The organism is Dyadobacter sp. CY347, assembly GCF_021502655.1.
Lineage (GTDB): Bacteria > Bacteroidota > Bacteroidia > Cytophagales > Spirosomataceae > Dyadobacter.
The window spans coordinates 163,475-190,113 of the sequence record NZ_JAKFFT010000008.1 but is presented as its reverse complement, the minus strand read 5'-3'; the positions used below and the strand labels follow the sequence as shown (position 1 = coordinate 190,113).

The window sequence follows — 26,639 nt, the reverse complement described above, 5'->3', positions numbered from 1 at the left end:
ATGATTAAGTGGTAATAAAATAAAGCCTAATTTATATTAAAAACTTCCCGCGCTTTCAGTCTCTGAATTTTCCCGCTCGATGTCTTGGGTAGTTTTCCAACCGTTGCCAGCACAATTTTATATGGCACCAAGCCAAAGGCCAATCCTACACTATTGGCAATTTGTGTCTTAATCGCATTTGTATCATCCTCATGCTGAGCATTATTTCTGACTTCGCTCACGATCATCAGTTCCTCTCCCTGTTCCGTTTCGATCGAAAATGCAGCGGTTCCATGCGGTTGAATGTGTTCATGGCATAAACTGACCACTTCTTCAATGTCTTGCGGATAATAATTCGTCCCGCGAATAATGATCAGTTCTTTCTTCCTGCCCGTGATAAAAAGCTGTCCGTCAGCTAAAAATCCTAAGTCACCAGTCCTGAGAAACGGGCCTTTTTCGCACGCGGTGAATGCTTTGAAAGTAGCATTTGTAGCTGTTGTATTTTCCCAATAACCGAGCGCAACGCCTTCATTACTAACCCAAATCTCACCAATTTCTCCTTCCTTTTCAATTGAATGAAGCTCCGGCTCAACAATGGCAACATGGGTAAATTCAACAGGCGGGCCGCAAGCGACCACTTGTTTGGAGTTCGTTCCGGGGATTGGCTTGAAAATCAACGGCGTTCCATGCAAATGCAGACTTACAGCCAGCGTCGCCTCTGCTAATCCGTAGGCCGGAACCAAACTTTCGCGTTTAAAACCAGTTACCTGCATCGTTTCCGCAAACTTTTCCAGGCTTGCAATCCGCACAGGTTCTGCACCCACGTATAACACGCGTAAAGAACTTAGATCTAATGTTTCCAGCTGCTCTGATTTTATGCGGGCAACACAATGATCCAACCCAAATCCAGGGCCGCCGCAAACTGCAGCCTGATAACGCGAAATCGTTTCGAGTAGCAATAAAGGTTTGGTAATGAATAAAATAGGTGAAATGATCAGCCCCGTTCCGCCAGTGAAAATAGGGGAAAGCAGCCCGTCCACCAGTCCCATGTCGTGATAATGCGGCAGCCAGGTTACGGAAGTGTCCGCAGCCGTCCGTCCGAAACAATTATTGATTGCATTTAAATTGGCAGTAAGATTGGAGTGACTAACCATTACGCCTTTGGGATGTCCCGTTGAACCCGACGTATATTGCAGATAGGCAGGTTCATCCGGTGGGGCAATTTGCGCAGCGATTGGTTCAAGGGCATCATTACTAAGCTGATCTGTGAAAAACCACTGAATGTCTAACGCTCGTAAAGTCTTGGAGGCTTCCGTTTGCCTTTGCGAAAGCATTTTAAAGGATTTCTGATTGGTAATGATGAGCGAAGCGTCGCAGTTTTTTATAATGTTTAATATTCGTTGAATTGCAGGCTCAGAATAACCGATAGGGCAAGGCACGGCAATAAGACCAGCATGCAGGGAACCGAGAAAAACTTTGATAAAAGCAGCTTCGGTAGGCAGCAGAATGATAACCCTGGAATGCGCGCTGCAAATGTCGGCTAGTTGGCTGGAAGCCGCCTGGACCGCTTCTAGCAATGTTTTATAGCTAAGTTCTTCCGATAGGTTTCCCTCTTTCTCCACAAACCCATAAGCAAGCTTGTCCGGGAACTGCCTGGCATAGACTTCTAATCTGTTAAATAGATCCATGAAACCAAAGGTATAAAAAAAGCAGTACGACTAAGAAATGATCTCAATCGTACTGCTTGTCAATCCTTTAATTCAAAATTATCTCGGCCCGCGCGTTCTGTTTCGCTGACCGTAGTGATTGCCATTATTATACTGGCGTCTGTAAGCTTTGTTGCTGTAACGGCTGGAATTATGACGGTCGGCCCGAATTACCCTCCGATGCTGAGGATGCGGTTTCACAACCACAACTCTTGGTGGCGGAGGCGGAACCCGATGATAACGATAACCATAACCTGGTCCGTATCCGTAGTCATAGCCATAGCCGGGGCCGTGTGACCTGTATGTACAGGAAGATATGCTTATTGCTGCAATGATCGTCACGATAACTGACAGCACCATTCTATTTGATCTCATGGCTTTAAGTCGTTTTGTACTATTTATAAAACGATTTACACCATTTAATAGTGCCTTTAAGTGTGTTAGGGGCGAAGGCGGTGTTTGAATAGAAACAGTTATCCACATCATATGGATAACGTAAAGAGTGCATAACAGGCTCTATATGCAGAAATTACAAGTTTGTTAACAAGTTATCCACAGCCTGTGTGTGGATAACTTGTTAACAAACATTAGCAATTATGCTTCAACATCATAGATCAAAACACGCTCCCAAAGGTGGGCGCATTCGTCTACAAATTTTTTGTGTAAAGGGTGGACCTGGTACACATCATGTGCTGCTTCATCCGCAAAAACAAGGATTTCTGCGAAGTCGTAAGTAGCATCGATCACCGGGCGGCGTGTGGCGGCGGGAGGGCCGATAAATACAGATTCGATGGATTCTATGGCTTCCAGGGACTTAATGCCGGCAAGAAGTGCCTGCCTTGCTTCCTCATTATCTTTTTCTTTCAGCCAAAAAAATACGTTGTGAACAAACATGGATAATCGTTTATGAGTTAAAAATATATTAAGGATTCGCTTGTGTAACAGCCACTTCCGGGGTATGTTCAGAGACAGGGCTAATGTATGCCTTTTCGAGCTTAAATGAAAAAGTGGTGCCCTTTTCAGGTTTTGACATGACTGCAATTTTGGTGTCATGCGCATTCAGAATGTGCTTTACGATCGCCAGGCCAAGCCCCGTTCCACCGATTTCTTTGCTCCGACTCTTATCGATCCGGTAAAAGCGCTCAAAAATACGGTTCAAATGCTCGTGCGGAATTCCCGGCCCATTATCCCGGACTGCAATCTCCACAAACTTTTTCCCTTCACTAAAATGCACAATTACTTTTCCGCCTTCATTGCCATATTTGACCGCATTTTCAATCAAGTTCAGCATAACCTGCTCCATTCGATCCGCATCAGCCAGCACCCAAACTTCGGCCAGCTCATCCGGTTTCACTTTGAATGTCACGTCTTTATCCTTCGCAATGTTTTCAAGCCTACTGAAAATATTCATCGCCAGTAACCGAATATCAATGGGCGCAATGTTCATCTTAATGTCGCCCGTTTCCATTTGAGAAAGTACCAAAAGGTCTTTCACAAGCACATCCAGACTATCCAGGTTTTTCGCGGCCTTGATCAAAAAACGCTCCCTTACATTTTCATCTTCCATCGCGCCGTCCAGCAGGGTGTGGATAAAGCCTTGTGCAGCAAAAATCGGTGTTTTGAACTCATGGGAAACATCTGCAAGGAATTCCCGGCGAAACAATTCCAGCTTTTTGAGCTCATCAATTTCCTTTTGTTTTTTGGTTACATAAACAAAAATCTCATCATTGATGGTTTTGAGAGGGTTCGATTCTGTAATCAACTTCTTCCTTGGAGCCAGGTTGAAATCCTTCATTTTAAGCTTGTGGATCGTCCTGTACATTTTGTTCACTTCGCGGAAAACCAGAATGTCAACTGTATACAAAACCAGGAAAAACGATGAAATAAAGGCGGAAATGGCTGATACAAACATCATCCCCCTTGAAACTCCTTCCACAAAAGCCAGAAAAGAAGTGGTTATGAGGGAAATCAGGACTGCCAGTATAAAAGCAATAAAGCGAGGACTCAGGGACATGATCTTGGTGTAAAAGGCTTTGGCTTTGGGGCGTTAGCCGTCTTAGTTTCAGCCTTAAAGTTAACATTCTGTTCGCAACAAAACTCTATTGCACGGGTGGGCTTGTGGTTTAATAATATTTCCTTAATGTTAACAAGAGAAATTTTATACAAAAAAGGCAGCTCCCTGTGAAGAAAGCTGCCTTTTGTCTAAATAACTAAAATTAAAATCCGCCGCGGAATTTGTACGTGCTACTCACCTTGTCTATTGCGACAATGTAGGCGGCGATCCGCAATGATACTTTGTATTTCAATGAAGTTTCGTACACCTTATCGAACGAATCCTGCATAATGCGGTCTGTTCTCCGGTTAATGCGTTCCAGCGTCCATTTATAACCAATCCGGTTTTGTACCCATTCAAAATAGGACACGGTAACGCCGCCTGCATTGGCCAGAATATCCGGCACGACCATGATTCCCTTTTCATTGATAATGTCGTCTGCCTTAAATGAAGTCGGGCCATTTGCACCCTCCACGATCATTTTAGCCTGGATTCCCGCTACATTTTTTCTGGTAATCACATCTTCCTTCGCCGCAGGAACGAGCACGTCCACGGGCAATGTCAGCAAGTCATCGCCAGGAATGGATTCTGCACCTGTAAAACCTTCCAGCGAGCCTTTATTTGCATCCCGATACGCAACTGCTGCCGCGATGTCAATTCCTTTATCATTATAATAAGCACCTGAAATATCGCTAATCGCATGGATTGCTACGCCTCTTTCTCTTAAAAGCAAAGCAGCGTGTGAACCCACATTACCAAAACCTTGCACCACAGCCGTTGCGCGATAAGGGTTAATGCGTAATTTTTCCATTCCGGCCAATGCCGAAACCATTACGCCACGGCCTGTTGCCTCGGTCCGGCCCAGCGAGCCGCCCAGCACCAACGGTTTACCCGTAACCACAGCCGGGATCGTCATGCCTTTTGATTTGGAATATTCATCCATAAGCCACGCCATTTCCCGCGGGCCCGTTCCCATATCCGGCGCAGGAATATCCTGATCCGGCCCGAAAACGTCTAAAAGTGCAGTGGTATACGCACGCATCAGGCGTTCGATTTCCCCGGCAGACATTTCCCGGGGATTGCAAGCAACGCCTCCCTTGGCGCCGCCATAAGGAATATCCACGACGGCACATTTCCAGGTCATCCATGCAGCCAGCGCACGTACTTCATCCAGGTTTACGTCCGGATCAAAACGGATGCCGCCTTTGCTGGGACCCAAGATTGTAGAATGTATAACCCGGTAACCTTCAAACGTTTTGATCTGCCCGGAATCCATCATAACAGGCAGTCCCACAATGACTTGCTTACGCGGGACTTTCAAAATATGATACATTTCCTCCGAAATCCCTAAAAGGTCAACAGCCTTATCAAACCTCTGCATCATTGATTCCAATGGATTTTCTTTATCCTTAATTGGAGCCGGTTCTATATATGACATTATTAATTATTTAAAGTATTGATATTAAGTATGTTAATGAAAAATTTGTCTTGCTTAATACAAACATAATTGATTATAATTTATAAAAATAAAAAACCAATTAATCTTGAAATAGTATAAAAAATGCAAATAAGTAGAATGTTTTATGCGCAACGTGATCTTTGAAATTATGGCCTTTGTTTCCGTGGTTATTCCAAATTTCCTGCATGGGTTTTGTGAAAATCTGAATTCGTAAAAAATAAAAAAGGAGGCATAAATTTTATGCCTCCTTTCAATATAATGCTAAATGGTTGTTAAGCCATTTCCATCTTTCCGGAATTACGTTTACGATCGTTTTCTTCCAGATATATTTTACGCATACGCATGCTCTGAGGCGTAACTTCCAGATATTCGTCTTTCTGGATATATTCCATCGATTCTTCAAGAGAGAAGTTGATTTTCGGAGCGATCCTTAAACCATCATCTGTTCCTGATGCGCGCATGTTTGTCAATTTTTTAGCTTCCTGCAAGTTAACAACAATGTCGTTTGGACGATTGTGCTCACCAATTACCTGGCCACCGTAGATTTCGTCACCCGGCTCCACGAAGAAACGTCCGCGATCCTGCAATTTATCAATGGTGTATCCTGTTGCAGGACCTGTGTTTTTCGAAATAATCGAACCGCTGATACGTCCTGGAATCGGTCCACGGAATGTTCCGAATTCTTTGAAACGGTGTGTCATAACTGCTTCACCCTGTGTTGCAGTCAAAACGTTAGAACGCAATCCGATCAAACCTCTTGAAGGAATCTCAAATTCAAGGTGTTGCAAATCTCCTTTCGGTTCCATGATCAACAGCTCACCTTTACGCTGTGTTGCCAATTCGATCACTTTTCCAGCTGTTGCTTCCGGCACGTCCACAACCAATGTTTCGATTGGTTCAAGGCGCTCGCCTTTTTCATCTTCTTTGAAAAGCACCTGAGGCTGACCAAGTTGCAACTCGTAACCTTCACGACGCATTGTTTCGATCAATACAGACAAGTGAAGGATACCACGTCCGAAAACAAGGAATTTATCTTCCGTATCTGTTGCTTCAACGCGCAATGCAAGGTTTTTCTCAGTTTCTTTCATCAGACGGTCACGAAGGTGGCGTGATGTTACAAACTTGCCTTCTTTACCGAAGAACGGAGAGTTGTTGATTGTGAAGAGCATGTTCATCGTAGGCTCATCCACAGCAATACGTGGAAGCGGCTCAGGATTTTCAGCATCAGCAAGTGTATCGCCAATCTCGAAATCTTCGATTCCAGTCACTGCGCAGATATCACCAGCCGTAACTTCTGAAACCTTCACACGACCAAGTCCTTCAAATATTTGCAATTCTTTGATTTTCACTTTCTTGAAAACGCCGTCTGCTTTGCAAAGCATCATGTTGGCACCTTCTTTCAGCACACCACGTTTCACACGACCGATCGCGATACGGCCTACGAATGCGTTATAATCCAGAGAAGTGATCTGCATTTGTGCATTTCCTTCATCAATAACTGGTGCAGGAATTGAACTGATAATGGTATCCAGCAGGAATGTAATGTTATCCGTTGGTGTTTTCCAATCCGGCCCCATCCATCCTTGTTTCGACGAACCGTAAACAGTTACGAAATCAAGCTGGTCTTCAGTAGCGCCAAGGTTGAACATCAGGTCAAATACATTTTCCTGAACTTCTTCCGGGCGGCAGTTTTCTTTATCTACTTTATTTACAACCACGATTGGTTTCAAGCCAAGGCCAATTGCCTTGCCCAGTACAAAACGTGTTTGTGGCATAGGGCCTTCGAATGCATCAACAAGCAACAAAACGCCATCCGACATTTTAAGTACGCGTTCCACTTCACCACCAAAGTCTGCGTGACCTGGTGTATCAATTACATTGATTTTTACGTCTTTGTAACGCACCGATACGTTCTTAGAAGTGATGGTGATACCACGCTCCCTTTCAAGATCATTATTATCAAGGATTAGGTCATCAAACTCCTGGTTATCGCGAAATAACTTTGAAGCGTGAATGATTTTGTCAACCAATGTAGTTTTACCGTGGTCAACGTGCGCAATGATTGCGATGTTACGAATGGCTTGCATTGTTTTATAGATCAATTGTTTACGGTTTTTCTGTCGGCGGCTTAAAACCGGAAGTAGACCGTTTTGCTTTTAGTTTGACTGATTTTTTGTCAAATAGGGTGCAAATGTACGGACTTTTTTCGCTGAATAACAGTATTTTACAATTAATTTATTGTTACCTGTCGAAAAATGCGGTTTGCAATAAGAGAAGTGCAAAAAGTTATTTTAATTATTGGATGGTTACAATTGACGTTTGAATTTGTTCTTGCCTGTAAACAAGAAAAGAGACGCTAACAAGAGCGCCTCTTTTTACTTCAACACACCTAATGAAAAACCTGCATTAGTCTTTTTTTCTTTTCAGAAAAATTTTGTCAATCCCTTGAAGATCCAGCACAATGGAGTCACAGGTGTTCGTTAATGATGAAAAAACATAGACGGCGGAAGTGTTATTGTTAAATTTTCCAGAGATTTTAAGTGAGTCTTTTTCAGCTTTCCAAACCATTACAGGTTCGTTTCGCTTGCCAAACAAGATTCCTTCTGTTTCGCTGAATGTTCCGTTTTCCACAAACGAAATTTCGTCCTTTTGTGTAGGCATTGATTCAAGGTAACCCGTCCAGGTACCAATAATGTTCTTTTTCAATGTAGCAGGTATGCAAGGTTTCTCTTTGCCTTTCTCATTGCAAGAAATGATAGTTAAGAGTATCCAGCTGCAAAGTATGAGTTGTTTCAGCATAGTTTGTTGCTTAATTGTTGATAATTGCAGGCCAGATTCTGGATTCTGAGGAACAATCTGACCTGCTTTTTATCTTATTCCATTATTTACTTACAACAACCTTATAAGTACTTTCTGACCCATTGAGCATCGTAAGTTGGATTAGGTAAATTCCGTTTAGCATGTTTTTAACGTTCACTTTTGGTGTAGGCTTATCGGCAGATTTGTAAACTTCTTTTCCATTAGTATTCAAGATTCGCACCTTCGAAACTTTGGTCCAGTCTGAGGCTTGAATAGTCAACTCATCTGAAACCGGATTTGGAAACATATACGTGGCAACACCCTCAAATTTAATAGTACGGATTCGGCTGTAAGCACTAGTCCCATCTTTATCAATCATATGCAGACGATAGAAATTGTTCCCTTCGAAAGGATTATTATCAGTCGCATTGTAGTCAGCTTGCATCTTACTTTCACCTTTTGCAGCAACGGTTTGGATTGTACTCCACTCTTTGCCATTTTCACTATGCTGCACATCAAAACGTTCGCTATTAGTTTCTTCTGTTGTCGTCCAAGTCAAACTAATTGCATTTGCTTCTTTGGCAGCATCGAAGGATAGCAGCTTTACTGGTAATGGAAACTGTGCTGCCATTGTGAATGGTCTTCTCAATCCAAGTGAGTTCAAAGGCGGGTCGTTTGCAAGATTAGTCCATGAACTACCTGATGCAATTGCATTTGGCCTTGGAGTTGCTGGATCGCCTTGATCCACTGGGCCAGAAAAATTAATGGTATACGTCGCTAACTTTACAAACGATGATGTGTTAAGGTCTGTCTGATTACTTCGCTCGAGTGTTAGTCCGAACCCCGTTTGCCCATCGGGCGGAGATCCAGGAACTATTGGTTGGACAGCGGCTGTTCCAGTTGTAAAAGCTGGATCTCCCATTCCTGTACCATCAATGACAGACACGCCCGGTGGAAGAAGGACATCAAGTCTAATATTAAACCCTACCCAACCATTATTATTTGGGCCAACATAGCCAGCGCCGCCCTTTGCTTCAAGGTCGAATGTCCAACTTAATCCATCCGCACTCACTTTCCTATTAGTAAAGTCAAGAATGATTGGAACATTCTGAGCTATCGCTGATTTGGAAAGGGTAAGCAATAGCAGAAGGGCAAAAAGATTTCTAAAAATTCGTTTCATATTTTAATAGTTAATAAGAGTTGAAAAATATCCTTTGTTAAAACTTGTCTTGAAAAATGAGATATCGACATTGTCGACTATTCCGTCTAGGTTTAAATCCTCTTGCTTGTAGGTATCGAAATCGCCCTTATTAAAAGAGAATCTTTCACTGGACAGGTCAGCGTTATCGACAGTCAAATCTTGTTGGATATCACCGCTAATCATGCACCACACGCCGTTCGTCTGAACCATTTGAGCAGGTGCTCCTATATTGTAAGCCTTAGACAAATCCGCAGAAAAATCATAGTTAACAGTTCCAGCATTGAAGAATACTATCCCAAGCCCGAGAACACCTAGGTGATTCCTATGCTTCACAGCAATTCGAACGCCTCCAAACTGCGGATTAAACTTCGGAGCAAAACCATCTTTATCCACTACACTTCCGTCCGATCTGAGCAGAAGACTTTTAGATTCAAGAATTGCTGCTGGATTTTGCATGCTACGAATCTCTACTTTCACCCAATCGACAATTTTGTTTTCAGAAAGAGTGCTATTAATATCTGCAAAAACTTCCCCTCCGCCATAAGGATCTTGGGTAGGTAGTAATCCGAAAGTAGAAGGGCCCGTTTGATAAACTTGCAAATCATTCCGCATTATAGCGACGCCATTTTCCTGCGTGGTTGCACCTTGGAGGAAGACTTTTAGGTTGAGATTGACTTTGGTCTCGCACGGATTGATCGTTACAGTTAATGCTGAGGTTGAAATGTGCGTGTTAAAATCACCTGTTGCATTATCTTTGAAAAAAGCGTAGTAAGTGCCTGCTCCGGCTTTCGATGGATCGGCAACTGCATTTTGGTGCGCTGGATCTGTAAACCACACCAGTGCTGTTTGTGGAGGTTGGTTAGTGACGGCAACGTTATTTAAATTAACAGTAGTGGCTGGGCAAGTGTTTATTGCAGTTGAACTTGACAAGGCAACCTGAGCGGTGCCTGCTGGGCAGCTTTTAAGAGAGACCGTAACTTTTGCATTCGAAATATCAACAGAGTAGCACTTCTCTATAAAGTTGTAATAGAATGCATAATAATCTCCAGGAGCTGTTGCCCGGGAAAGATCAACCGGCAAACCTTGATGGCTGTTATTTTTAAACCATCTAATATGTTCTTTAAGACTGTTATAAGGAGAATTTTCCAAGTTAACAGCTTCTATCAGTTCAGCATATTCATCGGGACATTTATTTGTTATGGACGATTGCTTTATAGAAACCTGAGCATCAATTTTGGATACCAAAAGTGACGCGGTAGAATTCGCAGTGTTATAGCATTTCATATCTTCCGCATAGTAAAATGCGAAGTAAGGGTTGGCACTGGCTTTCCCAATAGTTAAGTTAGCGCCACCAGCACTGGGAGTTGCGGATTTCTGCCAAACTGACGCAGCCTTAGGCGGCGTTATGCTAGCAATAATTGTATTTAACGGAACGGATTCGCAGGCGTACCGAGTTGTTACAATATTTCTTTTTAGCACAACTTGATCGGTGGGCAGAATACAATTGAATGCATATTTATCAATATCGAAGCCGACATATCCGCTATTTCCATTTGCTGTTGCACTGCTGAATGTAAAAATAAGTGTCGTTGAGACCGCAGTAAATGAAACTGTTTGAAAAACCCACTCTTTATTATTTAAACCATCTAAGCTTGAAGTTTTAGATTTAACTATTGCTTCACCAATTAAACCATCGGTAGCTGAGACAGTTACGGTCGCAGATGATCCATATCCTGATGTTAGCGTTCGCAAAGGAAGTAATGCATAATTTAGCGTGTACTGTTGCCCCTGCACAAATCCATTTACGATTACTCGAACTTTGTCATTACTACCATTCCCATTCTTAAGGCTCATGAAACTTTTCTGCTGTGCGGGAGGCAATCCCATGTCGGTTTGAGAGGTAGGCGGATTAGTTACCACCCCATGCCATGGATTTTGAGCATTTCCTGCGATCCCGGTTGGATTAGAAATTGTTGGTGCTCCTGATACAATCTCATATGATGCAGGGACACAGTTTGTACACGGAGTGCCATAGGTGGGGAAAAAGGTTTGCGCATGCACACCCGCCATGCACGCAGTCAAAAATACTAGTGTGTAAAAAATTAATCGTTTCATAATCTTACTGTTTAGTGTGTCAGGTTTGTAGCCTGGAAAAATTTTTTGTTATCATGTTGTCAATTGATAGGGAAGTAAATGTTAGGCGTTGTCGTCTGTTTGACGCGGTGGCGTTCTTCTGAGCCGGGCGTTGCGATGAGTTGGTTTCTTCTCATACGTGTGTCTTCATAATGGCGTGATGATTAAGTGATAAAATTTAAAAGCTGATCTCGGGGATCGAATCGAGGCTTAAAATTGGGGGGTGGGATTGGAGATTTCAGAATGCGTTGATTAATGGGCGGGGATGGTTGAATAAACGGTATTCTTTACCCTTTTTGCTTCCAAATCGAATGTTATCGCTTGATTTTGTTTGACTTAACTTGTAGGATTATATCGAAGGCAATAGTAGCAATTACAAAGACTTGCAATTAGAATTAATCATTGCAGGAAATTTTGATTATGCCTTAAATTTCGCTGAAATAGGCATTTTTCAGTTGGATTAACTCCTTTTAAGAACTAATCCTAACCGTTTAATAAATGGAAAATTGTTTTCCCGAGAAAAAAATGAAATTAGGTTTTATTCTGACTCGGGGATCGAAATGCTGTATAAAATCTGTCTGTTTTTGTGTCTCTTGCCGGGACTGGTCAGTGGCCAGTTTATCTTTCAGAATTTGCGCACAAATGATGGCCTGAGTAGCAAAGTAATCAGAAGCCTCTATAAGGATAAAGACGGGTATCTTTGGATCGGAACAATAAAAGGATTGAATCGATTTGACGGCGCTATCGTCAGGCAATTTGGAATTGAGACAGGTTTAAGGGACTTGTATATCAACGCAATTCAGCCATTGGGCAAGGATGATTTAATTTTAGGGACCAGGCAGGGGGTGAAAGTTTTCAATCGAAAGGAAGGGGCATATGTAAATGACCAGCGTTTTGAGCAGTTAAACACAATAGATATATACAATATTTATCTGGATGGGTTTTCCCGTCTGTGGTTTTTGACACAATCAGGTATCTACATATTTTTAAATGGTAAACTTGTAAACCTGGAAACGATGGTACCGGATGCAGAGATTTTGCGAAATGCAAAATATGGTCTTTCAATACTGGTTTGGGATCAGGCCCGAGGCGGCTTCTGGATGGGAGGTCCTGAAATTTACTTTATCGATTGCAGGAACAAAACTATTTATCACAAATCAAATAACCCGAACAGAGTACCAATCTTTGATGTTTCCAATGTTTTTGCGATTGCAGTTGATGCAGAAGGTAACCTTTGGTATGAGAGCAGAAATACCAAGTCTTTGAATTTCTGGAACCAGAAAACAAACAAGATGATTTCGTATTCCGAGTTAGATGGAGAGCGGATCTACGAAGGATGTAATAAGATTTTTATAGATCAAAAGGGTCGGGTCTGGATATCAACCTGGGCGTTTGCGGCTTATTTGAAAGAGCCCGGCGAGCCGATAAGGAAGATTCCGTATAGCCAAAACCGTAAGTATTCAATTGGCTATGGATTCTTCTGGGCGGCAATTGAAGATGTCGAGGGTAATGTGTGGCTCGGCACATTAAATGGGATCAGTAAAGTACAGGCGAATGCTCCGGTCCAGGCGATTTATCAATTACCAAGTTTTAAATATTTTCTACATACCGGCTTTGCGCATGCAAACTCAATCGTGGTCGAGAACAGTACGATAATGGCGGCTAAGGAGGATGGGGTTGTCAGGTTTAACATGAAAACAAGAATGCATCAGCGTTATATCCCTGACAATGGTCCTGATTTGGTCAAAAACAAGTTTTTCATGTCAGTTAAATCCGAAGGCATTTGGTGGTTTGCAGGTTTGGATGGGATACATTTCCTGCGGCCTGGGGGTGAGAAACTGGAACCTTTGCTCACTGGCGCATTTCGGTTTAAAGCCAAGCCGGCAAATCTTATTTTTGTTGATTCGGTTGGGAACATTTGGTTTTAAATCCTGTACGATGGTTTGTATCGTTACAATCCGACAACGACAAAGATTACGCGTTTTGATGGGAAGGATGAGCGTTTTGGGAGATTTCCATTTGCCAATGCAAATAGTTATCTGGTAAAGCGCAACGGAGACATTTTGTTTGCAAATAAATATGGTATTCTAAAATTTGACATTATTAAGCAGCAGTTTTTTGAAGTTTATTTCGAACACTCCAAAGACTTCACAGTCAACCAAATTGCAGAAGACAAGAAGGGGAACATTTGGATGGTAGTGTGGGGAAAAGGGGTCATTAAATTGAGTGGAAATTACGACGTTACCGACAGCCTGAACACCGGCAATGGCCTACCCTATGACAATCTGAATAACATTGCTATTGACCATTTGAACAATATTTGGGTCTCGGGCATCGAAGGACTTCTGTTTTTTAATCCTGAATCAAAGGCACTGACAAAGGTTGACGTGGATCTGGGACAGAATCTTCAGGATTATTATAATGACCTGTTTGTCGCTAATAAACGCATTTATGCTGCAATGCTAGACCACGTTGTCGTGCTGGATCCATCCAGGTTTGCGGCTTTGAAAGTGAGGGCCCCGCCACATATTACGTCTGTAAAGATCTTTGGCAAAGAAAAAGAGGATTTCATGAAATACCCACAACTGACTCTGACACATGATGAAGATTACCTTACGTTTCAATTTGCATCGCTGGCGCACCGCGACGTACCCACATTGCGATATAGCTATATGCTCGAAGGTTTCGATCAGGACTGGATTAGTTCGGGTCGTTCTCTGATTGCCTCTTATAAAAACCTTCCCTGGGGAAAATATAGTTTCAAGGTAAGAAGCACTGATGAGCGTGGCAATTGGATGAATATTGCCAACACATTGGCCATTAACATTCAGCCTCCGTGGTGGCAGGAATCATGGTTTCTTGGTGCTATGGCTGTCTTATTTTGTGCTGCAGTCGTCTATCTATATTATGTGTATTTAAAAAGGCAGCGGAAACTCATCATGGATGCGAGCATTGATTACTTCGCCAATGCAGTTTATCCTGAGAATTCAGCGAAAGAAATTTGTTGGGACATTGCCTACAACTGCGTTTTACATCTGCGTCTTCAGGACTGCGTGGTGTATCTGATGGATCACAAAAGGAATGTGCTTGTGCAGAAGGCCGCTTACGGTTACAATAGTTCGAAAGCGCAGGAACAGGAAAATCCTATTGAGATTCCGGTTGGCAAAGGCATCGTTGGAACGGTTGCGGAAACAGGCAAGCACTTAGTCATTGCCAATACTTCCAAAGATCCAAGATATGTTGTTGTCGAAGAAAGACGGTTTTCAGAGCTGTCGGTCCCGATTTTACACGATGGGAAAGTGATAGGTGTGGTGGATTCGGAGCATTATAAAAAGAATTATTTCAAAAGTGAACATTTGAAAGCAATGTCAATTATCACTTCTATTTGTTCGGGTAAAATTGCCGAGGCAATCGCGCAGGCAGCTGCCAAAGAAAAGGAAATCGAATTACTTGAAATCAGTAAGGCGCTGGCCGAAAGTCAGCTAATGGCGTTGCGTGCGCAGATGAACCCGCATTTTGTGTTCAATTGCCTCAATAGTATACAGGAATGCATAGTATCAGAAAAGTTTAAAGAGGCTAGCAAATATCTGAATCTCTTTGCCAAACTGTTCCGGAATTTGTTAAATAACTCAGGCAAAACCCTGGTAACAATTGATGATGAACGTGATATCCTGGAATACTATCTTCAACTCGAAGAAATGCGATTTTCAAATAGCTTCACCTATGAAATCCGCTTCGACGAAGACCTTGAAGATGAGGGAATAATGATTCCTTCGCTGCTGGTTCAGCCGTATGTTGAAAATGCATTATGGCATGGGCTGATGCATTCCAAGTTGAAGCGGAAGCTGCTGGTGGAATTTAAAAAAATCAATGAGGACATTTTTGAATGCAGAATCGAGGACAACGGGATTGGCAGAAAGAAATCCTTTGAGTTAAAGGCACTGAATAACAGACCAAAGTTCTACGAGTCGAAGGGGCTTGGGATTTCCAGCGACCGTCTGGCTGTGCTCAACAGGCAAGGGCATCACGCTGAAGTTGAATTTATTGATAAAGTGCATGAAAATGGCGAAGCGGCGGGGACATTGGTGATCGTGAGGCTGTCGACTTATTTAAGATAGAGACGAGCTTCAGATTCATATTTTATTCATTTAATACACGCACAGTGATGGGGTTTGGGATATACTTTTTTACTTTTTCAGCACTTCTGTATGTTTATTCAAAGTTTTATGCACAACGTAGACGCAATAGAGGAAGACATATCAGGCGCTTTGGAATTGAGACGGAAGGAACGATTCTATTTATTGATATATCAGAAAAGCCTCAATCAAGACAATCAGCTAAAATTCAAATTCAGATAGAGCCCGTTCAGGGAAGGAATTTCGTCGCAGAACTGATTGGCATTCCCCGGACATTGATGAATTCTGTAAAAGTGGGGGATAAAGTCCGGGTTAAATACCTGGCCAAAAACCAAAGAGAAGTTGCTTTCATAACATTGATGAACCAAAGTTAAGTCAACTGCAATAACCGATAAATAAATGCGGCGACGCCGATAAATCACCGTTTGTTTTGGAAGTTAGGAGAAGAATAAAACCCTGACTTATCATTGCAGTTCTAAACACAAACTACATTAAACAACCTGCTAGTGAAACGTCGTTCTCAACGGCTCGGTGGTGTACGGTGATGTCCTGGATTACGATTAATATTTACCTAAATTATAACACTATGCAAGAACAAGAAATCCAAATTGGTGATGTCGTTTATCTTAAGTCGGGGAGCCCGGCGATGGTAGTGGATGGGTTTCACCAGACTTCGAAAAATTTTTACAGATGCTTTTGGTTTAATGAGGAGGCGAATGCTGTTTCCGAGTATTTTAATCAGCTGAGTTTGACAACGACCAAGACTGAGCTGCAATTAATCGTCAAGGATAAGACCAAAGAGGAATAATTAAGTTACTTCCGTGAGAAGAAGTCCCGGACTGCCTGACTTTGCTGAAAAGTAAGTCGGAGATAGTTCGGGGCTTTTTTGTATATCGTTTTTTGTGCTTTTACTTTATCTGCTTAGGAGTTGAAGGAATTCGTAATGATCGGCTTCGATGAAATTTTGCATTGGCGGGGGCGTTTAGTTTCTTTGTGAGAATTGATTTTTTAAGCTTATATGAACAAGAATTTACTGACGGGGATATTCCTGTCTATATCAACCCTAACTTTTGCGCAGGACGATGCTGCGAAATATGCAGAAAGCATCACTCCCGCTGATCTGAAAAAGCATTTGGTAATCATTGCTTCGGATAGCCTTGAAGGACGGGATACGGGCTCACCTGGCCAGAAAAAGGCCGCTGAATATGTTTCAAGTTTTTACAAACAGTATGGCCTGACGCCTGCTGCCACCACTGCGGATGGTTCTAAAAGTTATTTGCAGAAATATAATCTTCACAAAAGAAGCTGGGGTGAAGTTTACGTCAAGGTGGGCAATAAAAAATATGAGTTCAATAAAGAATTTTATCTCAATGGCATCCTGAATGTTCCTCAGGAAACGAGCTCTGATGTAATTTTGGTAGGTTACGGCATTGATGATCCGGCTTATACTGACTATAATAATCTGGATATCAGAGGTAAATCGGTTGTCATTTTTGAAGGCGAGCCGAAAAGCGCAGATGGGAAATATCTGATCAGTGGCACAGGTGAGAAAACAAAGTGGAGTGGGCCGGTTTCGTGGCAGGCCAAGGCGAGGGTTGCTTTGGATAGGGGAGCAACATATGTTTTCATCGTTACTGACAAAACGGGTGAGGATCTGGATAAGGAAATTCGTCAGCGGGCAGTTATGGCGAAGCGTTTTAGTGCTCCAACATTAAAACCTGTGGTTGAAACGCCAAAAAGCCTTGCTGCATTTGCAGTTCCAGCAAGCATTGCTGCCCAGATACTGAACACATCTGCGAATAAACTTTTGAAAGAAAAAGCTTCGATTGATAAATCGGGTAAGCCACTTTCGAAACAAATGTCTGGAAATGTGTCAGTTAAAGCCGAACGTGTGAGCGAGATAATCGAAACCGAGAATGTTGCTGCGTTCATGGAAGGATCGGACAAAAAGGACGAAGTTTTGGTGATCAGCGCGCATTTGGATCATATCGGGATCTCTGATAATGGTGAAATCAACAATGGTGCGGATGATGACGGGTCAGGAACGGTATCATTGCTGGAACTTGCGGAAGCATTCAGCAAGGCGAAAGCAGAAGGTAAAGGGCCACGCAGAAGTATTTTATTCCTGAATGTTACCGGGGAAGAAAAAGGGCTTTTTGGATCGGAATATTATTCTGAAAGTCCGTTGTTCCCACTGAAAAATACGATTGCAGATCTAAACATTGATATGATTGGCCGCGTGGATCAGGCGCATGCAAATGATCACAAATACGTCTATCTGATCGGTTCTGATAAACTTTCATCCAAGTTGCACGCGATTAGTGAGGAAGCAAATAAAAAGTACATTAACTACAATCTGGACTACACATTCAATGATCCGAAAGATCCTAATAGATTCTATTATCGTTCAGACCATTACAATTTCGCGAAAATGGGTGTTCCCGTCATTTTTTACTTTACCGGAGTTCATGAAGACTACCACAAACCCGGCGATGATGTGGAGAAGATCCTTTTTGACAAACAGGCGCCTATCGTGAAATTGGTATTTCATACGGCATGGGAGTTGGTTAACCGGGAAGATCGCATTGAGGTTGATAGCAATAAGGAATAATCAAGTCCAGGCATGAAACAAGCACTTTTGAGTATTTTTCTGATTACCAGCAGTTTAGTTGCTGCTGCCCAGGCGCCCACGGAAAATTCGCTGCTTTGGGAAATCACATCACCGGGTCAAGCCAAGCCTTCTTATTTATTTGGAACAATCCATTTGATTTGTCCGGCTGATTTCTCACTAAGTGACTCATTAAAAGCAACATTAGGCAGAACGCAGCAAGTTGCGCTGGAAATTGACATGGATGATCCCGGAATGATGGCGGGCATGATGAAATCAATGAATATGTCAGATGGTAATGAGTTAAAAAAGCTGATTACCGAGCAGGAATATGCGAAGCTGGCCCAGTTTTACAAAGATTCAGTTGGCGTGGGGATCGCCATGTTTGAGAAAGCAAAACCGTTTATATTAATGGGGCCGCTTTTTAATGCAGTTCTCTCGTGTCAGCCCCAGTCATACGAAATGTCCTTAGTTGAGCTGGCGGCAAAGCAGAAATCCGAGGTGATCGGGATTGAAACACTGGATGAACAAATGGCTATTTTTGATACAATTCCATACAAGGACCAGGTAAAAATGATCATTAGCATGATCGACAGTCTCCCGCAGGCGCGCAAAGAGTTTAGTAACTTGGTAGGGTTGTACAAATCTCAGAAAATCAACGATCTCTATAATCTGATGATGGCCAGTAATTATGGCATGGAAGGAAATGAAGAAGTAATGCTGTTTTCCAGAAATCTCAAATGGGTGCCTAGAATTCGCAAAATCGCTGCGGACAAGCCGACTTTCTTTGCTGTCGGGGCTGGCCATCTTGGTGGTGACCGCGGTATTATTTCGTTGCTACGGAAGGATGGATTTAAGGTTCGACCGATCAATTGACCTAAAAAGCCGATATCCATCTCGTAAGCAAGCCCGGATTGAAAAATAGCAGGAGAATGGCAATAACAAGCACTCCGGCAATAAACTTGCCGGTAACGCTTTGGTTTGAAGGTGCTTTCTTTTGCGCCAATGCTTTGAAAAATAACAAATAAGGAATTCTTAAATAGTAGGCAAGCGAAATAGCCGCATTGAGAATTCCTCCGATGAGCAGCCAAAGCATCCAGGGAAAATGTTGCTGATGATAACTTTCCCAAAGCGCTGAAAACACAAGCAATTTTGAAGTAAATCCGGCAGTAGGCGGTAAACCTGCTAATGCGATCATCACGATCGTCAGGATGCTGGAAATCCACATATTCCTGCGTCCTAACCCTTCAAAACACGTCAGGTTTGTGTTTGAAACCGGTTGAAGAAGATCGATCAGGAAGAAAACAGCAAGGTTAATAATCAGGTAAGCGGCAGTATAAAAAACTGCTGATTCAAAGCCGAACCGGCTATAAGCAGCAATTCCGACCAATAAATAACCAGCCTGGGCAATGGACGAATAGGCTAGTAATCGTCTCGCATTGGTTTGAAGTAATGCTGCTATATTCCCAATGGTCATGCTTATTAATGCAATTCCTCCTAAAACCGGGAAATATTGTGCCGGTAAAATTCCCGCAAGTCGCATAAGCACAAGTACAACAGCAGCCTTAGGTGCAACAGATAAAAATGAAACAAGTGGAGTAGGAGCAGCCTCATAAACGTCTGGTGTCCAGACATGAAAAGGCACGAGCGACAGCTTGAAAAGCAAACCGGCAAGCGTCAGTACAATGGTTACCGTTATCACCAAAGGAGAGTTATTCATCAGTCCCGCTGTCATGGCTTCGCTGGTAATGTCCATCGTTCCGGTGAGCCCGTAGATAAGTGAAATGCCATAAAGCATTACTGCTGAGCTGGCTGCGCCGAATAACAAGTATTTTATCCCTCCCTCGGCTGCTTTTTTGTAGGGCGACATTGCAACCAGCAAGTACGAACTCACGGAAATCAATTCCAAAGAAAGGTATATAGTCAGCAAATGTGTCGACATTGTCAGCAGATTCATTCCTGCGACGGCTGCAATGAGCAATGCATTAAACTCTGGCGGGAAATCGTATTTTAATACGCGAACATGGATTAAGGTAAAGATCCAGGCAAGCGTGATCATGATTTTAAAGAAAACGGCTTGTCTGTCAAGAAATAAAAGGGGTTGAAAACGAAAAGCAGGCTCCGTATTCCATTGACCTAAAATCAGCAAAAGTGAAATAATGCTGCCTGCGAGGGCGATATTTTGCAGGTAGGAAGCAATTTTCTCTTTTTTAAGCCAACGCAAAAATACAAGTTCCGCAAACAGGAAAAAGCAAAAGAGCAGTGCCAGAAAAATCTCAGGAGTGATCCCTGCCAGACTTCGGCGTATATGTATAAGCTGTTCGTTAATATCCAATTTGAGCGGGTACAATTTTTTTGGCAAAAGTACAGAAAGATGCCAGCAATCTAAATTCTCGCATTATCAGACTTCGAACTTATCAAATTAACCAACTCAATCATGAAATATGTACTAAGATTTTTTTTGCTCTCCTTCTTTCTTTGGACAAATGCTGCCATTGCGCAGGATTCCACGGGACTATCGGGAACACCATATCAGGAATCGGCCACAGATGGAGAGAATTCAGCATATTTATTTCAGGAATGGTATTCCGGAACGGTCCGTACGAGCGACGACCGTGTGCATGATGGGGTAAAAATCCGGTATGATATCAAAAAGGATGAAGTAGAATATAAGGCTGATTCGGGCTTATTCCGGGTGTCGTCCGGCGTTAAAGAATTTACAATCCCAACAGGCACTGATCTTTACATTTTCAAAAACGGTTATCCGGCCGTCGGGGAGCAGACAGACAAAAGCTTTTACAGGGTTCTTTATGATGGCAATACGAAGCTGTTAAAAAAATATGTGAAGCCGATTAAAGTGGAAAAAGCGAGCGCAACGCGGACATTGGAACCTAATGCGAAGCTGTATATCATGAAAAATGACAAACTGAATCCTGTGCAGCTCAGCAACAGAAACAGCTTTTTGAATTTGCTGACAGAAGAAAAAAACAAAATGAATTATATCATCAGAGAATCACAGCTGGACTTTGCAGCAGAGGATGATTTAATCACATTGCTTGAAGAGTATGACTCTTACAAAGCAGGCCGCGGAGGAAACTGACATTTTGTGAAGACATTAGAAAGCCGGAACCGATATTCTCAAATATCAATTCCGGCTTTTTTTATTGGTATAACACCTAATGCTTATGGATTCAACGGCACTTCGGGAGCAGTTTCTTCTTTTTTACGTTTACCAAAAACATAAACCAGACCGAAGTGACTTTTCAAAACTCCGCTGTCAAATTTATCTTTAACATACGGATTTAACTCTAATGCAAGCTGGAAACGCCTGTTTTGCTTTAAAGGGGAGATTCTGACTCCGACATTTAAAGAATAACCGTCAATTGTAATCAAATCGGCATCTGCGTCGGCAATGCGGTAAAGGGGATTCAATCGCAAGCCGCCTCCCAGATACCATTGCAACACTTCCCCTCTCTTCAAATTGATCATAGGCAACAAATCCACGCTGAGGCTGCTGAACAGGGAATTTGTCTGGAATCTTGTATCCAGCCAGATCGCCTTTTTTGCATTGGTGCTGATTGTCAGCAGGCTGCTCCAAGGATAATAGCCCACAGATGCCTGTGCACGAAGGTTTTGCTGATTAAAAAAAAGAATCAACGATAGTACAAAAATGATGCGTTTCATGAACGGGGAATGAGTGAGTGACACGGCAATAGTTACTAGCGGCGTAATGCTTTGCCCAACTTGCCAGCAGCTTGCATCGTGTTCATTTTCTTCATCATCTTCCGCATTTCATCGAATTGCTTGATCAGGTTATTGACTTGCAAAATCGATGTGCCGCTTCCGGCTGCAATGCGTTTTTTGCGGCTTCCGTCGATCATATCCGGATTTTCGCGTTCCTTTTTGGTCATCGACTGAATGATCGCTTCAATGGGTTTAAACGACTCGTTATCAATGTCCATATCTTTCATTGCATTGCCCATTCCAGGGATCATACCGATCAAGTCTTTCACATTACCCATCTTTTTGATCTGCTGCAACTGGCCCAAAAAGTCGTCAAAATCAAATTTATTCTGACGCATTTTGGCATTAATGCGCTTCGCTTCGTCTTCGTCAAATGCTTGCTGCGCACGTTCTACAAGGGAAATAACGTCACCCATCCCCAGGATCCTGCTCGCCATACGATCAGGATAGAAGGAATCAAGTGCTTCCATTTTTTCACCCGTACTGATGTATTTAATGGGCTTGTCGACGATCTGACGAATGGAAAGTGCCGCTCCACCACGTGCATCACCGTCTAATTTTGTTAGGACAACGCCGTCAAAGTTAAGACGCTCGTTAAATGTTTTAGCCGTATTCACCGCATCCTGACCCGTCATGGAATCCACAACAAACAAGATTTCGGAAGGCTTAACCGCAGATTTAATGTCCTCAACCTCCTGCATCATAACCTCATCCACAGCCAAACGTCCGGCCGTATCGACGATCACAATTTTCTTACCCGTTTTCCTGGCGTGTGCCACTGCATTTCTGGCAATGTCAACCGCGTTTTTATTATCAGGTTCTGAATAAACTTCTACGCCCACTTGCTCTCCAAGCACTTTCAGCTGTTCAATCGCAGCCGGACGATACACGTCACAAGCCGTAAGCAAAACCTGGCGGCCTTGTTTTTTCAGCAACGTGGCCAGTTTACCGGAGAATGTCGTTTTACCTGAACCTTGCAAACCAGCGATCAGGATCACCGCGGGATCACCTTTAATATTAATGCCTTCTGCCTGGCCGCCCATGAGCTCAGTAAGCTCTTCCTGAACGATTTTGACGAACATTTGACCCGGTTCAACAGAAATCAAAATCTTTCTGTCAAGCGCTTTTTCGCGGATCCGGTCTGTGATTTCCTTGGCAACTTTGAAGTTAACGTCGGCATCGACCAATGCTTTGCGGACTTCCTTTGTGGTTGCGGCAACATTTATATCTGATATCCTATCCTTTCCTTTTAGTGTGCGAAAGGCGTTATTTAGCTTGTCCTGTAAGTTTTCAAACATGGAATGATATGTATGATTCTAAACCTTAATTGAAATAAAACACAAAGGTATAAATAAAATAAGGAGTACAGGAAGGTTAATTCCGGCACTCCTACAATATTTGATGTGAAGCCTAAGCTCCTGAAATGACTGTTATTTGCTGAATTTTGCTTTGATCCAGCGGAACATTTTCTTTTCTTTTTCCCAAAAAAACGAAAACTGGCCCAGCAGGAAGCCGTACATCAGTAAAAGCGTTTGATAAGTTGGGAAGATAAAGAGAATGTAAGTGATGGTTTTCAGCCACATGGGTGTCAGCTCATCGTAACCCAGCAAGAAGAAAAGCCCTTTTCTAAGCCAAACCACAGACGAACCCGCCAAGCTAAAAACTGCTAAAACCAAAAGAACCTGTCTGGTTGTCTCCAATCCCCACTTTTCTTGCATTTTTCCCAACCAGGGCTGTGCACTTTTTTCTCCGCTTTGCATATTTTATCTAATTGAGAGCATTAATATTTTCACAAAGTAACAACCCATCGGGCAATTTTCCTCTATTTTAATGAATGTTTAATCATGGTTAAAGACGTGATCAGGGTCATTTTTACTGTAAGAAAAACGAGCATTATTGCTTATAATGAGGTTCCTATTCCCGGGTCAGAAAAGCGTTTGTCGTTGATAAATTGTTCGTCATTTAATGTTTTCAAAAAGGCAATGATGGCTTGCTTATCTGTTGCTGAAAGCTTGATTCCGCGTTTCTGGCCTGCAACTTGTAATAACGGGTCAAGTGTGGGGGAGACGAAAATGCTGTCTTTACTTCCGCTCTGGTCATTTGCATAATGGTTTAAAACCTGTTCCAGAGTTGTGAACCGTCCGTCGTGCATGTAAGGCGCGGTGAGGCCTACATTGCGCAGGCTAGGCACCTTGAATTTGAGCCGGTCAGCTTCGTTTAATGTAATTGCATATCTGCCCTGATCTTTGATTTTATTAGGAATCAAACCATTGTTTCTGAAACTAAAATCTGTAAAAAGCTCGCTGCTGTGACAGGAAGCACAATTCTGTTTGAAAAGTGTCATTCCCTGTTTTTCCAATGCAGTCAATGCAGAGGCATCGCCTTGGAGAAAATAATCATAACGGGATGTTGCAGACACCATTGTCATCATAAACTGCGATAATGCTTTCATCATCCGGTCTGCATTAATTTCATTGGTCCCGAATGCCGCTTCGAACATTTTGGGATAATTAACCTGCTTTGAGGCTCCTGCAACAGGCGTTTTGCGTAACTTTTCAATGACATTTCCTACACGTTCGCCCATTTCCACGTCATTCTGGATCGGCACCGGCGGAACAAGGTCCATATCATGCACGCCCCCATCCCAGAAAAAAACCGGGCTGAATGCCATGTTTTGAACCGAAGGTGAGTTCCGGGTGCCTAATAAGTCGTCAACGCCGTGGCTCAGATCATGTCCATGATGGGTGAATGCCGCTTGTTGCTGGTGACAGGTTCCGCAGCCTATCTTGTCTGTGCGGGAAAGGATGCCGTCATAAAAAAGAAAGCGTCCGAGTTCAACGCCTTCGGGAGTCAATGGATTTTTGGATAAATCATAAACCGGGTCAGGAAAATAAGCCGGTTTCTTCCATTCCAAAGGCGGGGGATTGGTAACAACAGGTGGCGTTGGTTCAGGCGTTTCTGAGCTCTTGTTACAGGAAATAGTTCCTTGAAACAAGAGTAAAAGTGCACCAAAAAGCAAAACCGCTTTCTTCATAAAACCTGACTTCCTTATTGATTAATGATCTGATCCAGACTAAACATAGTCATGTAGTTGTCAGCAATATTTTTCGAAAAAGGCATAAACATAACGCTCGTATTTTCCTTAATGCGCACGCTGGTCGAACCGTTGAAAACTTTTAGAATGTCCGCTTTCAGATTAATCTGCGTTGCCCCGTTTTCCGAAACAGCCGCTCGCTGATCTCCAAAATTGATTTTTGCCACACGAATGTTGTTCAATGTCTTTTCAGTAAGCCCGCCAAAACCGCCAATATGATAGTAAAATTTGTTGTTCGACGATGTAGCAGAATCCGACGTGCCTTCGAATTTCAGGAAAATATAGCCCGGGTTCCAGTCCCAATACATCGCTTCCTGATTGGTAGGCCCCGAATCTTTGTCCAAAATCCCTTTGCGTTTCGAAATATCTGACACGCTTCGAAGGCTGTCAATTCCTATGACGAACTCGATGCCCGTATAGTTGCGCGCCGGCACATTGTTAATTGTAATTTGTTGAGAATCAACATTGCCTTCACGAATCAGAAAATAACTTGAATCCTGTGGAACTGTATAACTGTTACCAGCCGCCGCGATAAACTTAATGTTTGATATATAATAATTAAGCATGCTGACCTTAAATTCTTCCCCAGCAGCATTCATATATGTGTCTGAATCGAGCTTCAAATCTTTGGATCCAACCACATTGTCGAATTTTACTTTAACACTGCCCATTGGAAGCGGAACAGGGTCGTCTGTACAAGAAGCAATAAGAGAAGCGCTGAAAATAACTGCCGTGACAGACAGCAACAGATATGAAAATGTCCTTTTCATGCCGTTCAGGTTGGGGGAAAGTGAGAGTCTATAACATGTATTAAACAGAAAAATGGTCTGATTTATGCGAAATAAGCTTCGCGGAGCCTGAAAAATATTCTTTATTAACAGAATCCTGCCGGGATTGGTTTTCCCGTGGAATCGCGAAGAGTAATTTTCCTATATTTGCCCTTTAAACAATAAGGGGGCACTAAGGCCGTTTATGTTCAAAGCTGTTTTTTGACCGGATTGACCTCTTTTTCATTAGCTTAACATTCACTTTTATAACCAATATGATGCTTCTACAAGCACTTGCTGATTCTACTTTGGCCGCACCCGTTGCCACAGAGGGGCTTTCTATTATTGATCTTCTTGCAAAAGGAGGCTGGGTCATGTTGCCACTCGGACTACTTTTCCTGGCGACGCTTTTCCTTATTATAGAGCGTTTTCTTGGCATTGGAGCCAATGGAAAGATTGATCCGGGCGTGATAGACAATGTGAAGGATTTCATTCAGCAAGGAAACCTGAAATCTGCCGAATCGCTTTGCCGCAATCAGCGCAATGCTTCGGGACGGATTCTGGAAAGAGCCATCGGACGCATTGGTTACCCGATTAAGGACATTGAAACGACGATTGAAAATGCAAGTCAAATCGAGATTCAGCGTATGGAGGGAAATCTTCCTTACCTGGGGGTTATCGCGGGTATCGCGCCCATGCTTGGTTTCGTCGGAACGATTTCAGGGATTATCCGGATTTTCTACGACATTTCTATTTCCAATGACTTCAATATCAGCACCATTGCGGGTGGTATGTATGAAAAAATGATCACTTCCGGATCAGGTTTGATCATCGGTTTGATCGCTTATGCAGGCTATCACTTGCTGAACATGAAGATCGACCGTTTTGCTTTGAGACTGCAAATGGCCGCTTCCGATTTCCTTGACGTATTGCAGAAGCCTGTTGCTGCAAAGAACTAAT

Annotated in this window: 22 protein-coding genes; 7 read left to right on the top strand and 15 right to left on the bottom strand. The window is 42.7% G+C overall.

The window, feature by feature from the left end:
- Positions 1-26: 26 nt before the first annotated feature.
- The 9 genes from L0659_RS19135 to L0659_RS19095 all read right to left on the bottom strand — a co-directional run bounded on the left by L0659_RS19135 (position 27) and on the right by L0659_RS19095 (position 11,312).
- Complete coding sequence (locus tag L0659_RS19135) at positions 27-1,667, bottom strand: fatty acyl-AMP ligase (protein ID WP_235128206.1); 1,641 nt, start codon at positions 1,665-1,667, stop codon at positions 27-29.
- A gap of 78 nt (positions 1,668-1,745) precedes the next feature.
- A complete protein-coding gene (locus tag L0659_RS19130) occupies positions 1,746-2,060 on the bottom strand; it encodes a hypothetical protein (protein ID WP_235128205.1) in 315 nt (104 codons plus the stop codon).
- A gap of 219 nt (positions 2,061-2,279) precedes the next feature.
- Positions 2,280-2,579 (bottom strand): Dabb family protein, encoded by a 300-nt coding sequence (locus L0659_RS19125; protein ID WP_082216567.1) that lies wholly within the window; start codon positions 2,577-2,579, stop codon positions 2,280-2,282.
- Positions 2,580-2,607: 28 nt separating this feature from the next.
- Positions 2,608-3,699, bottom strand: coding sequence for a cell wall metabolism sensor histidine kinase WalK (locus tag L0659_RS19120; RefSeq protein ID WP_235128204.1), 1,092 nt, complete (start codon positions 3,697-3,699; stop codon positions 2,608-2,610).
- A gap of 202 nt (positions 3,700-3,901) precedes the next feature.
- Complete coding sequence (locus tag L0659_RS19115) at positions 3,902-5,176, bottom strand: Glu/Leu/Phe/Val dehydrogenase (RefSeq protein ID WP_235128203.1); 1,275 nt, start codon at positions 5,174-5,176, stop codon at positions 3,902-3,904.
- A gap of 293 nt (positions 5,177-5,469) precedes the next feature.
- A complete protein-coding gene (gene typA, locus L0659_RS19110; RefSeq protein ID WP_235128512.1) occupies positions 5,470-7,284 on the bottom strand; it encodes a translational GTPase TypA in 1,815 nt (604 codons plus the stop codon).
- Positions 7,285-7,603: 319 nt separating this feature from the next.
- Positions 7,604-7,996 (bottom strand): hypothetical protein, encoded by a 393-nt coding sequence (locus tag L0659_RS19105; protein ID WP_235128202.1) that lies wholly within the window; start codon positions 7,994-7,996, stop codon positions 7,604-7,606.
- 82 nt (positions 7,997-8,078) lie between these two features.
- On the bottom strand, positions 8,079-9,176 hold the full coding sequence (locus L0659_RS19100) for a T9SS type A sorting domain-containing protein (protein ID WP_235128201.1): 1,098 nt from the start codon (positions 9,174-9,176) through the stop codon (positions 8,079-8,081).
- A 3-nt stretch (positions 9,177-9,179) separates the two neighbouring features.
- Complete coding sequence (locus L0659_RS19095; protein ID WP_235128200.1) at positions 9,180-11,312, bottom strand: hypothetical protein; 2,133 nt, start codon at positions 11,310-11,312, stop codon at positions 9,180-9,182.
- A 578-nt stretch (positions 11,313-11,890) separates the two neighbouring features.
- Between L0659_RS19095 and L0659_RS19090 the strand changes: the two genes are divergently transcribed.
- The 5 genes from L0659_RS19090 to L0659_RS19070 all read left to right on the top strand — a co-directional run bounded on the left by L0659_RS19090 (position 11,891) and on the right by L0659_RS19070 (position 18,950).
- A complete protein-coding gene (locus L0659_RS19090) occupies positions 11,891-13,258 on the top strand; it encodes a two-component regulator propeller domain-containing protein (RefSeq protein WP_235128199.1) in 1,368 nt (455 codons plus the stop codon).
- A 15-nt stretch (positions 13,259-13,273) separates the two neighbouring features.
- A complete protein-coding gene (locus L0659_RS19085) occupies positions 13,274-15,448 on the top strand; it encodes a histidine kinase (RefSeq protein WP_235128198.1) in 2,175 nt (724 codons plus the stop codon).
- A 604-nt stretch (positions 15,449-16,052) separates the two neighbouring features.
- A complete protein-coding gene (locus L0659_RS19080; protein WP_235128197.1) occupies positions 16,053-16,274 on the top strand; it encodes a DUF2158 domain-containing protein in 222 nt (73 codons plus the stop codon).
- Positions 16,275-16,484: 210 nt separating this feature from the next.
- Complete coding sequence (locus tag L0659_RS19075; protein ID WP_235128196.1) at positions 16,485-18,077, top strand: M28 family peptidase; 1,593 nt, start codon at positions 16,485-16,487, stop codon at positions 18,075-18,077.
- A gap of 12 nt (positions 18,078-18,089) precedes the next feature.
- Entirely contained in the window at positions 18,090-18,950 is an 861-nt protein-coding gene (locus L0659_RS19070; protein WP_235128195.1) for a TraB/GumN family protein, read from the top strand.
- A 1-nt stretch (position 18,951) separates the two neighbouring features.
- Here L0659_RS19070 and L0659_RS19065 read toward each other — a convergent pair whose 3' ends face one another.
- Complete coding sequence (locus L0659_RS19065) at positions 18,952-20,409, bottom strand: NADH-quinone oxidoreductase subunit N (RefSeq protein WP_235128194.1); 1,458 nt, start codon at positions 20,407-20,409, stop codon at positions 18,952-18,954.
- A 102-nt stretch (positions 20,410-20,511) separates the two neighbouring features.
- Between L0659_RS19065 and L0659_RS19060 the strand changes: the two genes are divergently transcribed.
- Entirely contained in the window at positions 20,512-21,174 is a 663-nt protein-coding gene (locus tag L0659_RS19060; protein WP_235128193.1) for a hypothetical protein, read from the top strand.
- An 83-nt stretch (positions 21,175-21,257) separates the two neighbouring features.
- On the opposite strand, the gene L0659_RS19055 is transcribed toward L0659_RS19060, so the two are convergent.
- The 5 genes from L0659_RS19055 to L0659_RS19035 form a co-directional block, all read right to left on the bottom strand.
- Complete coding sequence (locus L0659_RS19055) at positions 21,258-21,758, bottom strand: hypothetical protein (protein WP_235128192.1); 501 nt, start codon at positions 21,756-21,758, stop codon at positions 21,258-21,260.
- 35 nt (positions 21,759-21,793) lie between these two features.
- Entirely contained in the window at positions 21,794-23,116 is a 1,323-nt protein-coding gene (gene ffh, locus L0659_RS19050) for a signal recognition particle protein (RefSeq protein WP_235128191.1), read from the bottom strand.
- Between the two features lie 132 nt (positions 23,117-23,248).
- Positions 23,249-23,578 (bottom strand): DUF6787 family protein, encoded by a 330-nt coding sequence (locus L0659_RS19045; protein ID WP_234605430.1) that lies wholly within the window; start codon positions 23,576-23,578, stop codon positions 23,249-23,251.
- Between the two features lie 140 nt (positions 23,579-23,718).
- The gene (locus tag L0659_RS19040; RefSeq protein WP_235128190.1) at positions 23,719-24,852 is read right to left on the bottom strand and encodes a cytochrome-c peroxidase; all 1,134 of its coding nucleotides are present in this window, start codon (positions 24,850-24,852) and stop codon (positions 23,719-23,721) included.
- Positions 24,853-24,866: 14 nt separating this feature from the next.
- The gene (locus L0659_RS19035; protein WP_235128189.1) at positions 24,867-25,682 is read right to left on the bottom strand and encodes an MbnP family protein; all 816 of its coding nucleotides are present in this window, start codon (positions 25,680-25,682) and stop codon (positions 24,867-24,869) included.
- 272 nt (positions 25,683-25,954) lie between these two features.
- Between L0659_RS19035 and L0659_RS19030 the strand changes: the two genes are divergently transcribed.
- Complete coding sequence (locus L0659_RS19030) at positions 25,955-26,638, top strand: MotA/TolQ/ExbB proton channel family protein (protein WP_026631865.1); 684 nt, start codon at positions 25,955-25,957, stop codon at positions 26,636-26,638.
- The last annotated feature ends 1 nt before the right edge of the window (position 26,639 follow it).

Excerpts from the sequence above, each read along its gene's own strand:
- L0659_RS19105 (WP_235128202.1), bottom strand. The coding sequence starts at position 7,996 with ATGCTGAAACAACTCATACTTTGCAGCTGGATACTCTTAACTATCATT.
- L0659_RS19055 (WP_235128192.1), bottom strand. The coding sequence starts at position 21,758 with ATGAAACGCATCATTTTTGTACTATCGTTGATTCTTTTTTTTAATCAG.
- L0659_RS19070 (WP_235128195.1), top strand. The coding sequence starts at position 18,090 with ATGAAACAAGCACTTTTGAGTATTTTTCTGATTACCAGCAGTTTAGTT.
- L0659_RS19130 (WP_235128205.1), bottom strand. The coding sequence starts at position 2,060 with ATGAGATCAAATAGAATGGTGCTGTCAGTTATCGTGACGATCATTGCA.
- L0659_RS19090 (WP_235128199.1), top strand. The coding sequence starts at position 11,891 with ATGCTGTATAAAATCTGTCTGTTTTTGTGTCTCTTGCCGGGACTGGTC.
- L0659_RS19060 (WP_235128193.1), top strand. The coding sequence starts at position 20,512 with ATGAAATATGTACTAAGATTTTTTTTGCTCTCCTTCTTTCTTTGGACA.
- L0659_RS19075 (WP_235128196.1), top strand. The coding sequence starts at position 16,485 with ATGAACAAGAATTTACTGACGGGGATATTCCTGTCTATATCAACCCTA.
- L0659_RS19120 (WP_235128204.1), bottom strand. The coding sequence starts at position 3,699 with ATGTCCCTGAGTCCTCGCTTTATTGCTTTTATACTGGCAGTCCTGATT.
- ffh (WP_235128191.1), bottom strand. The coding sequence starts at position 23,116 with ATGTTTGAAAACTTACAGGACAAGCTAAATAACGCCTTTCGCACACTA.
- L0659_RS19045 (WP_234605430.1), bottom strand. The coding sequence starts at position 23,578 with ATGCAAAGCGGAGAAAAAAGTGCACAGCCCTGGTTGGGAAAAATGCAA.
- L0659_RS19135 (WP_235128206.1), bottom strand. The coding sequence starts at position 1,667 with ATGGATCTATTTAACAGATTAGAAGTCTATGCCAGGCAGTTCCCGGAC.
- L0659_RS19125 (WP_082216567.1), bottom strand. The coding sequence starts at position 2,579 with ATGTTTGTTCACAACGTATTTTTTTGGCTGAAAGAAAAAGATAATGAG.
- L0659_RS19100 (WP_235128201.1), bottom strand. The coding sequence starts at position 9,176 with ATGAAACGAATTTTTAGAAATCTTTTTGCCCTTCTGCTATTGCTTACC.
- L0659_RS19095 (WP_235128200.1), bottom strand. The coding sequence starts at position 11,312 with ATGAAACGATTAATTTTTTACACACTAGTATTTTTGACTGCGTGCATG.
- L0659_RS19080 (WP_235128197.1), top strand. The coding sequence starts at position 16,053 with ATGCAAGAACAAGAAATCCAAATTGGTGATGTCGTTTATCTTAAGTCG.
- L0659_RS19115 (WP_235128203.1), bottom strand. The coding sequence starts at position 5,176 with ATGTCATATATAGAACCGGCTCCAATTAAGGATAAAGAAAATCCATTG.
- typA (WP_235128512.1), bottom strand. The coding sequence starts at position 7,284 with ATGCAAGCCATTCGTAACATCGCAATCATTGCGCACGTTGACCACGGT.
- L0659_RS19040 (WP_235128190.1), bottom strand. The coding sequence starts at position 24,852 with ATGAAGAAAGCGGTTTTGCTTTTTGGTGCACTTTTACTCTTGTTTCAA.
- L0659_RS19035 (WP_235128189.1), bottom strand. The coding sequence starts at position 25,682 with ATGAAAAGGACATTTTCATATCTGTTGCTGTCTGTCACGGCAGTTATT.
- L0659_RS19030 (WP_026631865.1), top strand. The coding sequence starts at position 25,955 with ATGATGCTTCTACAAGCACTTGCTGATTCTACTTTGGCCGCACCCGTT.